9 protein-coding genes and 1 pseudogene are annotated in these 12,913 nt (G+C 72.4%); 9 read left to right on the forward strand and 1 reads right to left on the reverse strand.

Annotation, left to right across the window (positions count from 1 at the left end; translation table 11 throughout):
• Nucleotides 1-17: 17 nt before the first annotated feature.
• The 7 genes from rhaI (at nucleotide 18) to AC069T_RS15615 (ending at nucleotide 9,459) form a co-directional block, all read left to right on the forward strand.
• Nucleotides 18-1,178, forward strand: coding sequence for an L-rhamnose isomerase (gene rhaI, locus AC069T_RS15585; protein WP_478783244.1), 1,161 nt, complete (start codon nucleotides 18-20; stop codon nucleotides 1,176-1,178).
• Nucleotides 1,179-1,774: 596 nt separating this feature from the next.
• On the forward strand, nucleotides 1,775-3,814 hold the full coding sequence (locus AC069T_RS15590; protein WP_478783245.1) for a bifunctional aldolase/short-chain dehydrogenase: 2,040 nt from the start codon (nucleotides 1,775-1,777) through the stop codon (nucleotides 3,812-3,814).
• A gap of 5 nt (nucleotides 3,815-3,819) precedes the next feature.
• Nucleotides 3,820-5,256 (forward strand): rhamnulokinase, encoded by a 1,437-nt coding sequence (locus AC069T_RS15595; protein ID WP_478783246.1) that lies wholly within the window; start codon nucleotides 3,820-3,822, stop codon nucleotides 5,254-5,256.
• A gap of 101 nt (nucleotides 5,257-5,357) precedes the next feature.
• A complete protein-coding gene (locus AC069T_RS15600; protein ID WP_478783247.1) occupies nucleotides 5,358-6,113 on the forward strand; it encodes a (Fe-S)-binding protein in 756 nt (251 codons plus the stop codon).
• Nucleotides 6,110-7,585 (forward strand): LutB/LldF family L-lactate oxidation iron-sulfur protein, encoded by a 1,476-nt coding sequence (locus AC069T_RS15605; RefSeq protein WP_478783248.1) that lies wholly within the window; start codon nucleotides 6,110-6,112, stop codon nucleotides 7,583-7,585. Before AC069T_RS15600 ends, AC069T_RS15605 begins: the two co-directional genes overlap by 4 nt.
• Nucleotides 7,582-8,229 carry a LutC/YkgG family protein gene (locus tag AC069T_RS15610; RefSeq protein ID WP_478783249.1) on the forward strand — a complete coding sequence of 216 codons (648 nt, stop codon included), beginning with the start codon at nucleotides 7,582-7,584 and terminating at the stop codon, nucleotides 8,227-8,229. The genes AC069T_RS15605 and AC069T_RS15610 overlap by 4 nt, the downstream gene beginning before the upstream one ends.
• A 201-nt stretch (nucleotides 8,230-8,430) precedes the next feature.
• On the forward strand, nucleotides 8,431-9,459 hold the full coding sequence (locus AC069T_RS15615) for a phosphotransferase (protein ID WP_478783250.1): 1,029 nt from the start codon (nucleotides 8,431-8,433) through the stop codon (nucleotides 9,457-9,459).
• 2 nt (nucleotides 9,460-9,461) lie between these two features.
• Here AC069T_RS15615 and AC069T_RS15620 read toward each other — a convergent pair whose 3' ends face one another.
• Nucleotides 9,462-10,265: a SigB/SigF/SigG family RNA polymerase sigma factor gene (locus tag AC069T_RS15620; protein WP_478783251.1), complete on the reverse strand. Its 804-nt coding sequence runs from the start codon at nucleotides 10,263-10,265 to the stop codon at nucleotides 9,462-9,464.
• A 434-nt stretch (nucleotides 10,266-10,699) separates the two neighbouring features.
• Between AC069T_RS15620 and AC069T_RS15625 the strand changes: the two genes are divergently transcribed.
• Nucleotides 10,700-12,202, forward strand: a complete 1,503-nt coding sequence (locus AC069T_RS15625; RefSeq protein WP_478783252.1) for a metallophosphoesterase family protein — start codon at nucleotides 10,700-10,702, stop codon at nucleotides 12,200-12,202.
• Nucleotides 12,203-12,490: 288 nt separating this feature from the next.
• Nucleotides 12,491-12,913: pseudogene (locus AC069T_RS15630) on the forward strand (hypothetical protein); the annotation flags it as partial.

Genomic DNA, 12,913 nt, shown 5'->3' on the forward strand with positions numbered 1-12,913 from the left:
GTCACAGGAGCCCTGAAGTGACCGAGCTCGCCGCGGTGAAGGCCGCACTCAAGACCCAGGCAGTAGAGACGCCGTCATGGGCGTACGGGAACTCGGGAACCCGCTTCAAGGTGTTCGCGCAGCCAGGAGTGCCGCGCGATCCGCGCGAGAAGCTGGACGACGCCGCCAAGGTGCACGAGTTCACCGGGGCCGCGCCGACCGTCGCGCTGCACATCCCCTGGGACCGGGTCGACGACTACGCGGCTCTCGCGAAGCACGCCGAGGAACGCGGCGTGCGGCTGGGTGCGATCAACTCCAACACCTTCCAGGACGACGACTACCGGCTCGGCAGCATCTGCCACCCCGACGCCGCGGTGCGCCGCAAGGCCGTCGACCACCTGCTCGAATGCGTCGACATCATGGACGCCACGGGGTCCAGGGACCTGAAGCTGTGGTTCGCGGACGGCACGAACTACCCCGGCCAGGACGACATCCGCGAGCGCCAGGACCGGCTCGCCGAGGGCCTCGCGAAGGTCTACGAGCGGCTGGGCGACGACCAGCGGATGCTGCTGGAGTACAAATTCTTCGAGCCCGCCTTCTACACCACGGACGTCCCCGACTGGGGCACCGCCTACGCGCACTGCCTCAAGCTCGGCCCCAAGGCGCAGGTCGTCGTCGACACCGGGCACCACGCGCCCGGCACCAACATCGAGTTCATCGTCGCCACGCTGCTGCGCGAGGGGAAGCTCGGCGGCTTCGACTTCAACTCGCGCTTCTACGCGGACGACGACCTCATGGTGGGCGCCGCCGACCCCTTCCAGCTCTTCCGGATCATGTACGAGGTGATCCGGGGCGGCGGCTTCGCGCCCGAGGTCGCCTTCATGCTCGACCAGTGCCACAACATCGAGGCCAAGATCCCGGCGATCATCCGCTCGGTGATGAACGTCCAGGAGGCCACGGCGAAGGCTCTCCTCGTCGACGGGTCCGCGCTCGCCGAGGCCCAGCGCTCCGGTGACGTGCTCGCGGCGAACGCGGTGGTGATGGACGCGTACAACACCGACGTACGGCCGCTGCTGGCCGAGGTCCGTGAGGAGCTCGGTCTGGATCCCGACCCGGTCGCCGCGTACCGCCGGTCCGGCTGGCAGGAGCGGATCGCCGAGGAGCGGGTCGGGGGGCGGCAGGCGGGGTGGGGAGCGTAGCCGCTGCGCTCGGCCCGGGCGGGGTTCGGTCACCGTCGGCCCCGGTGCCGGGGGTGGCCTGCGGGCGGCGGCCCGCTCGGGCGGGCGTCTTCGGCCGTCCGCCGGTGGGGGCAGCCGCCCGGCGTAGGGCCCGAGGCCGGTGGTGGACCTGCGGTCGGCTTCGGCTGGTCGCGCAGTTCCCCGCGCCCCTTACGGGGCACAGCCAGCCGTCCGCCGGTGCGGGCCGCCGCCCGCCGTAGGGCCCGAGGCCGGTGGTGGACCTGCGGTCGGCTTCGGCTGGTCGCGCAGTTCCCCGCGCCCCTTACGGGGCACAGCCGGCCGTCCGCCGGTGCGGGCCCCCGCTCGCCGTAGGACCTGAGGCCGGTGGTGGACCTCGGGCCGGGGTGGGCTGGTCGCGCAGTTCCCCGCGCCCCTTGCGGGGCACAGCCGGCCGTCCGCCGGTGCGGGCCCCCGCTCGCCGTAGGGCCCGAGGCCGGTGGTGGACCTCGGGCCGGGGTGGGCTGGTCGCGCAGTTCCCCGCGCCCCTTGCGGGGCACAGCTCAACGCGCGGATGTCCGCGCGCCTATTCGTTCACACTCTCTCTAAGGACCCGGAACATGGCACCCCATCCCGAAGCCGCCGCTCTGCTGGCCCGTTCGCGTCGGCTCGGCGCCGATCCGCGCAACACGAACTACGCGGGCGGCAACACGTCCGCCAAGGGAAGCGAGACCGACCCCGTGACCGGCGGTGACGTCGAGCTGATGTGGGTCAAGGGGTCCGGCGGCGACCTCGGCACCCTCACCGAGTCCGGTCTCGCGGTGCTCCGCCTCGACCGGCTGCGCGCCCTGACGGACGTCTACCCGGGGGTGGAGCGCGAGGACGAGATGGTCGCCGCGTTCGACTACTGCCTGCACGGCAAGGGGGGCGCGGCCCCGTCCATCGACACGGCGATGCACGGACTGGTGGACGCGGCGCACGTCGACCATCTGCACCCCGACTCCGGCATCGCGCTGGCCTGCGCGGCCGACGGCGAGAAGCTGACCGCAGAGTGCTTCGGCGACAGCGTGGTGTGGGTGCCCTGGCGCCGCCCCGGCTTCCAGCTCGGCCTGGACATCGCGGCCGTCAAGGAGGCCAACCCGCGGGCCGTCGGCTGTGTCCTCGGCGGACACGGCATCACGGCGTGGGGCGAGACCGCGGACGAGTGCGAACGCAACTCGCTGCACATCATCCGCACCGCGGAGGCGTTCCTCGCGGAGCGGGGGAAGGCCGAACCGTTCGGACCGGTCGTCGAGGGATACGAGGCGCTCCCCGAGGCTGAGCGCCGGGAACGCGCCGCGGCCCTCGCGCCGTACGTACGCGCCGTCGCCTCCAAGGACCGCCCGCAGGTCGGCCACTTCACGGACTCCGACGTCGTCCTCGACTTCCTGGCGCGCGCCGGGCACCCGCGTCTGGCGGCGCTCGGCACCTCCTGCCCCGACCATTTCCTGCGGACGAAGGTCAGGCCGCTCGTGCTCGACCTGCCGCCGTCGGCCTCCCTCGACGACGCGGTCGCCCGCCTCGGGGAGCTGCACGCCGAGTACCGCGAGGAGTACGCGGCCTACTACACCCGGCACGCCGACGCCGGATCCCCCGCGATGCGCGGCGCGGACCCGGCGGTGGTCCTCGTCCCCGGGATCGGCATGTTCAGCTTCGGCAGGGACAAGCAGACCGCGCGGGTGGCGGGTGAGTTCTACGTCAACGCGATCAACGTGATGCGCGGGGCCGAGTCGGTCTCCACGTACGCGCCGATCGAGGAGTCGGAGAAGTTCCGGATCGAGTACTGGGCGCTGGAGGAGGCCAAGCTCCGGCGGATGCCGAAGCCGAAGCCGCTCGCCACCCGGGTGGCGCTCGTGACGGGTGCCGGCAGCGGCATCGGCAAGGCGATCGCCGGGCGGCTGGTCGCCGAGGGTGCCTGTGTGGTGGTCGCCGACCTGAACGCGGAGGGCGCGGCACAGGTCGCCGAGCAGCTGGGCGGACCGGACAAGGCCGTCGCCGTGGCCGTCGACGTGACCTCCGAGGAGCAGATCGCCGAGGCCTTCAGGACGGCGGTGCTCGCCTTCGGCGGGGTCGACCTCGTGGTCAACAACGCGGGCATCTCGATCTCCAAGCCCCTTCTGGAGACCTCGGCCCGCGACTGGGACCTCCAGCACGACATCATGGCCCGCGGCTCCTTCCTCGTCTCGCGCGAGGCGGCCCGCGTGATGATCCGGCAGCGGCTGGGCGGCGACATCGTCTACATCGCCTCCAAGAACGCGGTCTTCGCCGGCCCCAACAACATCGCCTACTCCGCCACCAAGGCCGACCAGGCCCATCAAGTGCGGTTGCTGGCAGCCGAGTTGGGGGAGCACGGCATCCGGGTCAACGGTGTGAACCCGGACGGCGTCGTGCGCGGCTCCGGGATCTTCGCGGGGGGCTGGGGCGCGCAGCGCGCGGCCACGTACGGCATCGAGGAGGAGAAGCTCGGCGAGTTCTACGCCCAGCGGACCATCCTGAAGCGGGAGGTGCTGCCCGAGCACGTCGCGAACGCGGTGTTCGCCCTGACGGGCGGCGACCTGACCCACACCACCGGCCTGCACGTCCCGGTCGACGCCGGCGTGGCCGCCGCCTTCCTGCGGTGACGGCCGTGCAGACGTACGCCGCGGTCGACCTCGGCGCGTCCAGCGGGCGCGTCATGGTCGGCCGCGTGGGCCCCGGGTCGCTGGAGCTCACCGAGGCGCACCGCTTCCCCAACCGGCCGGTGCGCGTCCCCGAGGGGCTGCGCTGGGACATCCTCGCGCTGTACGCGGGTGTCCTGGACGGCCTGCGGGCCGCGGGGCAGGTCGACTCCGTGGGCGTCGACAGCTGGGCGGTGGACTACGGGCTGCTCGACGCGGACGGGGCGCTGCTGGGCAATCCGGTGCACTATCGCGACCCCCGCACGCAGGGCGTCGCGGAGCGGGTGTGGGAGACGGTGCCGGCCGCCGAGCTGTACGCGGCGACCGGACTGCAGTACGCGCCCTTCAACACGCTCTACCAGCTGACGGCCGCCCGGTCGTCGGCCCAACTGGCGCATGCCGAGCGGTTGTTGCTCATCCCCGACCTGCTGACGTACTGGCTCACCGGCGAGGCGGGCACCGAGCTGACCAACGCCTCCACCACGCAGCTGATCGACCCGCGCACGCGCGACTGGTCCCACGACGTGGCGGACCGGCTCGGCATCGACCTGAAGCTGTTCGCCCCGCTGCGCAGGCCCGGCGACCCGGCGGGACTGCTGCGGCCGCACGTCCTTCAGGAGACCGGGCTGACGGGGCCGGTGCCGGTGACGGCCGTCGGTTCGCACGACACCGCGTCCGCGGTGGCCGCCGTCCCTGCCCCTGGCGAGCGCTTCGCGTACATCTGCACCGGCACCTGGTCCCTGGCGGGTCTGGAACTGGACGCGCCCGTCCTCACCGAGGCGAGCCGCGCGGCCAACTTCACCAACGAGCTGGGGCTGGACGGCACGGTCCGCTTCCTGCGCAACATCATGGGCCTGTGGCTGCTCCAGGAGTGCGTACGGGAATGGGGCGGCCCGGACCTGGCCGGACTGCTCCGGGACGCGGCGGAGGTGCCGTCGCTGCGCTCCGTCGTCGACGCGGGCGACACGGCGTTCCTCGCGCCCGGCCGGATGCCGGCCCGGATCGCACAGGCGTGCCGGGCGTCGGGCCAGCCGGTGCCCGAGTCGCGGGCGGAGATCACCCGCTGCATCCTCGACTCCCTCGCGCTCGCCCACCGGCGGGCGGTCACCGAGGCGCAGGCGCTCGCCGACCATCCGGTCGACGTCGTGCACATCGTCGGCGGCGGCACCCGCAACGCCCTGCTGTGCCGGCTCACCGCGGACGCCTGCGGCCTGCCCGTCGTGGCGGGCCCGTCCGAGGCGGCGGCCCTGGGCAACGTCCTCGTCCAGGCCCGCGCCCGGGGACTGGTCGGCGACCGCGCCGACATGCGCGAACTCCTCGTACGCACCCAGCCGTTGGTGCGCTACGAGCCGCGCGGCGACCCGGCGGCGTGGGAAGCGGCCCAGAGCCGCCTCACCGGCCGGTGAGCGCGGACAACCGTTCCGCGCCGCCCGTCCGGTCCCCCACTACGCTGAGCGCGTGTGGCGGGACCCAGCACCCATCCGATGACTGACCCCGAGGAGCCGCGATGCGTGTCGCCCTGTTCCTGACCTGTGTCAACGACACGCTCTATCCGGACACGGGCCGCGCCGTGGTGAAACTGCTGACCAGACTGGGTGTCGAGGTCGACTTCCCGATGGCTCAGACGTGTTGCGGGCAGGCGCACTACAACACCGGGTACCGGCACGAGGCCGAGCCGATGGCCCGGCATTTCTCCGATGTATTCGGTGGCTACGAGGCGATCGTGACACCGTCCGGGTCGTGCGGCGCGATGGTCCGGGAGCTGTATCCGCGGATGGGCGAGCGGGCACGGTCGGAGGGCCGCGGGGGCACCCTCGCGGCGAGGCTCGCCCCGGTCGTGCCGAAGACGTACGAGCTCACCGAGTTCCTCGTCGACGTCCTCGGGGTGACCGACGTCGGCGCGTACTACCCGCACACGGTGACGTACCACCCGACCTGTCACGGACTGCGCGGCCTGGGCCTGGGTGCGAGGCCGCGCCGGCTGCTGGAGGCGGTGAGGGGGCTCGAACTGCGTGAGCTGCCGGGTGCGGAGGAGTGCTGCGGCTTCGGCGGGACCTTCGCGGTGAAGAATCCCGACGTCTCGATGGCGATGGGCACCGACAAGGTGCGCCACGCCGAGTCGACGGGCGCTCAGGTGCTGTGCGCGGCGGACAACTCCTGTCTCATGCACATCGGCGGCACCATGGCCCGGCTCGGCACGGGCATGCGGCCGGTGCACATCGCGGAGATCCTGGCGAGCACGGAAGAGGAGACCCTGACATGAGCGGGACCTTCGTCGGCATGCCGGCCTTCCCCGAGGCGGCGCGCGAGGCCGTCAACAACCCGACACTGCGCGGCAATCTGCGCCATGCGACGCACACGATCCGCGCCAAGCGCGCGCACGCGGTCGCCGAACTCGGTGACTGGGCCGCCCTGCGCGAGGCGGGCAAGCAGATCAAGGACCACACACTCCGTCACCTCGACCGCTACCTGGTGCAGTTGGAGGAGTCGGTCACGGCGGCCGGGGGCACCGTGCACTGGGCCGCCGACGCCGACGAGGCCAACCGGATCGTCGCGGACCTCGTGAAGGCGACCGGTGAGAGCGAGGTCGTCAAGGTCAAGTCGATGGCGACGCAGGAGATCGGGCTGAACGAGGCGCTGGAGGCCGAGGGCATCCGCGCGTACGAGACCGATCTCGCCGAGCTCATCGTGCAGTTGGGCAGGGACCGGCCCTCGCACATCCTGGTCCCGGCCATCCACCGCAACCGCGGGGAGATCCGTGAGATCTTCGCGCGGGAGATGGGCGAATGGGGCCGCCCGGCGCCCGAGGGCCTCACCGACACGCCCGCCGAACTGGCCGAGGCGGCCCGCCTCCACCTGCGGGAGAAGTTCCTGCGCGCCAGGGTCGGCATCTCCGGCGCCAACTTCATGGTCGCCGAGACCGGCACCCTGGTGGTCGTGGAGTCCGAGGGCAACGGCCGGATGTGCCTGACCCTGCCCGAGACGCTGATCTCGGTAGTCGGCATCGAGAAGGTCGTCCCCACCTGGCAGGACCTGGAGGTGTTCCTCCAGACCCTCCCCCGCTCCTCGACGGCCGAGCGCATGAACCCGTACACCAGCACGTGGACCGGCACCACCGAGGGGGACGGCCCCCGCCACTTCCACCTGGTCCTCCTGGACAACGGCCGCACCGACACGCTCGCCGACGAGGTCGGCCGGCAGGCCCTGCGCTGCATCCGCTGCTCCGCCTGCCTCAACGTCTGCCCGGTGTACGAGCGGGCCGGCGGCCACGCGTACGGCTCGGTGTACCCGGGCCCGATCGGCGCGATCCTCAGTCCCCAACTGCGGGGCACCGGAAGCGAGATCGACGCCTCGCTGCCCTACGCCTCCTCCCTGTGCGGTGCCTGCTACGACGTCTGCCCGGTCGCCATCGACATCCCCGAGGTGCTGGTGCATCTGCGGGAGCGGGTGGTCGAGGGCGGCGTGGTGACCCGCGACGGCGCCAGGGTCGTCCTGAAGCCCGCCAAGGGGCACGCCGCGGAACGGGCCGCGATGCGCGCGGCACGGTGGACGTTCGGCCGTCCGGGCGCGCTGCGAGCGGGCCAGCGGCTGGCGTCGCGGACGCGCCGTTTCCATCCGCGGACGCTGCCCGGCCCCGGCAGGGCGTGGAGTGCCGGCCGTGAGCTGCCGGCGGTGCCCGCGGAGCCGTTCCGCGACTGGTGGCAGCGTACGCACGGCGGAAAGGACCCCAAGTGAGCAGCAGGGACGTGATCCTGGGCCGGGTACGGCGCGCGATCGCCGACGTCCGGCCGGACGACACGCCGTACGAGCAGGCCTTCGCGAGGGACTATCTGCGCGAGCACGGGGAGCGGAGCGTCGCGGAGACGGTGGATCTGCTGGCGGAGAACCTCGCGGACTACCGGGCGGTGGTGCACCGCACGGATCCCGGCGAACTGCCGTACCTCATCATGAGGTTGCTGGCCGAGCGGGGGCCGCGGTACGTCCTCGTGCCGCCGGGGCTGCCGCCCGAGTGGATGTCGGCCGCCGACCCCACCCGGATCCACGACCGCGCCGTGAGCACCGCGCACGAGCTGGACCGGGTGGAGAGCGTGGTCACGGGCTGCGCGGTGGCGATCGCCGAGACCGGCACCATCGTCCTGGACGGCGGCCCCGACCAGGGCCGCCGCCGGATCACACTGGTCCCCGACCACCACGTCTGCGTCGTACGGGTGCCCGACCAGGTCGTCTCCTCCGTCCCCCAGGCCCTCGGCCGCCTGGACCCGGCCCGCCCGCTGACCTGGATCTCCGGACCGTCCGCGACGAGCGACATCGAGCTGGACCGGGTCGAGGGCGTGCACGGCCCACGCACCCTGGAGGTGGTGCTGGTGAGCGGGGGGTGACGAGCGGGTCCCGTGACCGCACCCGCTCGGGCGGGACCGGCGCGTTGCGGTGGCCCGTACGGGCTTCTGGCGCCGGGCCGCACACCACCGACGTGGGGGCCACTGAGGCAGACGGGGTGGAAGACGCCGCGTGCGGCCCGATCCGGCCGCACCACCCGGCGTTCCGGACCACGCCGGTCGGCCGCGTGGCAGGATGAGCCCATGTGGGGGCGACTGCCGTTCGGGGACGTGTTACGGGCCGAGCTGGGAGCGCCCCGGCGCTTCCACGCACTGGACAGCAGCCCTCGCTCACGCGTGTGGCGCGTCGAGTTGCCGCAGACGACGGCCGTGCTGAAGCAGATCGTCGACGGCCCTGACGCCGACGAGCGGTACGCCCGCGAGGTGGCCGCCCTGCGCCTCGCCGCCCGGGCCGGGCTGCCCGTGGTGCCCACGTTGCTGGCCACCGATCCCGGCCGGCGGATCCTGGTGCTCGAGCACCTGGACCACCGGCGCCCGGCCGGGGACTGGATCGTCGGCTACGCGACCGCGTTGGCACGGCTGCATGCCACCGGCCGCCCGGAGGACGCCGGGACACTCCCCCGGTGGCAGGGCCCGAACCACGCCGATGCCGGGTCCTTCCTGCGGCTGGCCGGGGCTCTGGAGGTTCCTGTCGGCGCCGGCGTGTCCGGGGAGCTGACCGGCCTCGTGGACCGGCTCGGCCAGGTACCCGGGCATGCCCTTCTGCACGGGGATCCCTGTCCCGGCAACGACCTCCACACCGCCGCGGGGATCAGGTTCATCGATTTCGAGCAGGCGTCACTGGGCAGCGGCCTGATGGAGCTGGCCTACCTGCGTATCGGTTTCCCGACGTGCTGGTGCGTCACGTCGGCGCCGGAGCGATTGCTGGCACGGGCGGAGAGCGCGTACCGGAAGGAGTGGCTGCTCCTGACCGGCTCCGAGATCCGCGACAGCCTCGCCGACGCGTGCGCCGGCTGGCTGCTCCGCGGCGACGCGCTGGTCGAGCGGGCACACCGCGAGGGCACCGATCATCTGGCCCGGATTCCGCACCAGGACTGGACGTGGGGCACCGCGACCGCCCGGCAACGGCTCGTCCACCGGCTGGGGGTCGTCGGCCGGATGACGGCCGAGCACACCTCGCTCAGCGGCGTGAGTGGTCTCTGCACCGCCATGCGCCGGCGCATGCTCGCTCGCTGGCCCGCGCTTCGGCCCGTCCCGGCCGAGCGCCCCTGACCTCATTCCCGCTCCGACTCCTCCGCCAGCGTCCCCTCGCGCACCTTGTCGTAGCAGCCGCTGAGCAGCCGGGAGACGTGCATCTGCGAGATACCGAGCTGCTGCGCGATCCCGCTCTGGGTCATGCCGCAGAAGAACCGCAGGTAGAGGATGGTCTGCTCGCGTTCCGGCAGGGCCCGCAGGCAGGGCTTCACGGACTCGCGGTCGACGACCAGGTCGAATCCGGCGTCCGGCTGGCCGAGCGCGTCCCCCAGTGCGTAGCCGTCGTCGCTCCCGGGCAGTTCGGCGTCGAGCGAGAGAGCGGTGAAGCTGTCGAGCGCCTCCAGACCGGTGCGCACCTCGTCCTCGGTCAGCTGTGCCTCGGCGGCGATCTCGGCGAGGGACGGGTTGCGCCCGGGTGCTGTCTGCGACAGCTCCTTCACCGCCGTACGGACGCGGTTCCGCAGGTCCTGGACGCGCCGGGGTACATGCAGCAGCCACATGTGGTCACGGAAGTGGCGCTTGATCTCACCGGTGATGGTGGGGATGGCGTAGCTCTCGAAGGCGTTGCCGCGGGCGGGGTCGTAGCGGTCGACGGCCTTGACCAGACCGAGGGCGGCGACCTGGCACAGGTCCTCGGCGGATTCGCCCCGGCCCCGGAACCGGCCCGCGATGCGCTCGGCCATCGGCAGCCAGGCCCCGACCAGTTCCTCGCGCAGGGCCTGCCGCTCGGGACCGTCGGGCAGACCGCGCAGGTGTTCGAAGGCGGCGGCGGTGTCGGGAGCGTCGTCGTGCGGATGCTGCTTGATTCGGACCGTGACACTCATGGCGGGGCAACTCCTTCGAAAGGTGAACGTCACCTGGGGAGCGGCACATGAGGAGGTACGGGACACACCCGGGTTTCTGAGCCAGCTCCCACGGACGTGCCTCCTGTCCGAAGCACTAAAGGGGAAATTCCCGTTCCCGAAATCATTGAAACAAATGGCCGCCCGGGTTGACTCGCCGCAACGGGCTGATTCCGAGGTGTGATCGAATGATCGAAAAGGGCGCTTTTCAAAGCCGCGAATATTGATGGTGGGAATTCTTTCGGAAACAGCTTCGGATTTCACATGGCCTTTTCAAAGAGGGCCGGTTGCCGTACCGCGCGGGCGAAGTGAGGCGCATACGAGGCGAGTTGGGGTGCGACGCCCGGCGTCCGGTGCGTGGGGCGCAGGCATGGCCCGGCTGCCGGGGCGGACGGACTCGTTGTTACGGTTCCCCGATGTCTGACTCTTCACGGGACACTGCCGGGGGCGCCGGCTGGGGCGCCTCGGAGCCTGGGGACTACAAGCGGCTGATGCCGCAGCGGGTCGAGAAGCTGTCGTGGCTCGACCCGAGGACGCTGTGGCCGGCCCGCAACGGCGTGCTGGCGTCGTGGTTCGGGGACCCCACGGGCCGCACCCGCAGCCGCTGGGCACAGCAGCGCACAGCCGCCAGCGCTCCCGCGGACCGCGTGATCCGGCGCGACGTTCCGGACCGCTTCTCCTTCATGGTCATCGGGGACACCGGCGAGGGCGACGACTCCCAGTACGCCGTCGTGCCGGGCTTTCTGAAGGTCGGTCAGGACACGAGCTTCGCCGTCCTGGCCAGCGACGTGGTCTATCCGGTGGGCAGCGCCGACGAGTACGGCACGAAGTTCTTCCGGCCCTACCAGGACTATCAGGCACCCGTCTACGCGATACCCGGCAACCACGACTGGTACGAGGACCTCCAGGGCTTCATGCGCGTCTTCTGCGACGCCCCGCCCCTCGCCCCGCAGCCGGCCTCCTCCCGCCGACCGGCGTCGGCGTGGCTGCGTTCGCTGCTGTGGCACAGGCCGGGCCCGGTCGACGAGCAACGCCTCGCCGCCGCACGCGCGTTGCGCTCCGCACCCGCTCAACAGGTCGTGCAGCCCGGCCCGTACTGGGCGATCGACGCGGGACCCGTGCGCATCGTCGGCATCGACACCGGGCTCCTCGGCACCGTCGACGCCGAGCAGGGCCGGTGGCTGCGCGAGGTGTCCGCGGGGGACGTCCCGAAGATCCTGATCACCGGATCCCCCCTGTACGTGGACGGCGAGCACCACCCCTGCGCCATCGAGGGCGGCGGCACGGTCGACGACATCGTCCGCGACCCCCGCCACCACTACGTCGCGGCGATAGGCGGGGACATCCACAACTACCAGCGCTACCCGGTGCGGGTGGACGGCCGTACCGTCCAGTACGTGGTCGCCGGGGGCGGCGGCGCGTTCATGCACGCCACCCACACCATTCCCAAGGTCTCCGTCGCCGGCGTCACCGAGGACGACTTCCGCTGCTACCCCCTGCGCGGCGACTCGCTGGCCTTCTACAGCAGGCTCTACGGACGGCGGCTGCGGATGCGCCGCTTCTTCACGCTGGGCGAGGCCGAGGCGGCCGCAGTGATCGCCGAGCGGCTCGGCATCCGTCCGACCCGCTCCCAGGGGGCGCCCGTCCGCATCACCCGGCGCACCCGGCTGGTGGCGGGGCTGCTGGGCGCGGGCCGCCGCCCCGGCCGTCGTTCAGGGTTCCGGCTCCCCGTGCGCAAGACGTACACGCAGCTCTTCTCGCCGGGTTCGGCGACGTACAGTCCGCCCTTCTTCAAGTGCTTCCTGCGTCTGGACGTCGGCCCGGACGCGGTCCGGCTGCGCTGTTTTTCGGCCACCGGGAACCGTGATCAGGAAGTCGAGCCGCCCGTCGAGGACGAAGTGATCATCCCGCTGCGGTGAACCGGGAACCGGGCCGGCGGCCCGCCGCGTCCTTCACGTGACCGAAACGGAATGCAACTGTCCGCTTTCTGTCTGGTATCCGACGGAAGAGATCACTGTGACCACTGATAATTTGTGGGTGCCGCGATGTACCGAAAGGTCGGGGAGGGGGGCTCGCAGCCGCGTGCGCGGCAGCTGCATCGACCCGCGCGAGCAAGACTGAGTGCGAGGGAGACGCAGGCATGTCCACGTCATGGCAGCGAATACGCGAGGTGCACCCCGGCGGGGGGCCGCGGCCGGAAACCTTCCATGGCTAGGCCCGAGGAGAGCGGCGGCCCGCACCGTCGCGAGGACGCCCCGCAGCAGTCCGGTTCCCCCGAGCCCGCCCGCCGCACGCCCCCGTCCGGCCGGGACGCGGACGCGCCGCCGCGCACCGACCCCGAAGCCACCATGGCGCTGCGGGTCCCGGACGCCCCGGAGCCCGCACCCCGCCCCCGGGAGCGAACCGACCCGGAGGCCACCATGGCCCTCCGGACGCCCGACCTCGAGGCCCTCGCGGCGCGAGCCCGGGCCCTCCACCCGAAGCCGGACGCCGCGAAGCCGGGCGCCGCCAGGTCCGGCGCCGCGCAGTCGGGCGCCGCCAGGTCCGGCGCCGCGCCGTCAGGTGCCGCCAGGTCCGGCGCCGCGCCGTCAGGTGCCGCCAGGTCCGGCGCCGCGCCGTCAGGTGCCGCG

The organism is Streptomyces sp. NPDC043867 (assembly GCF_056435845.1).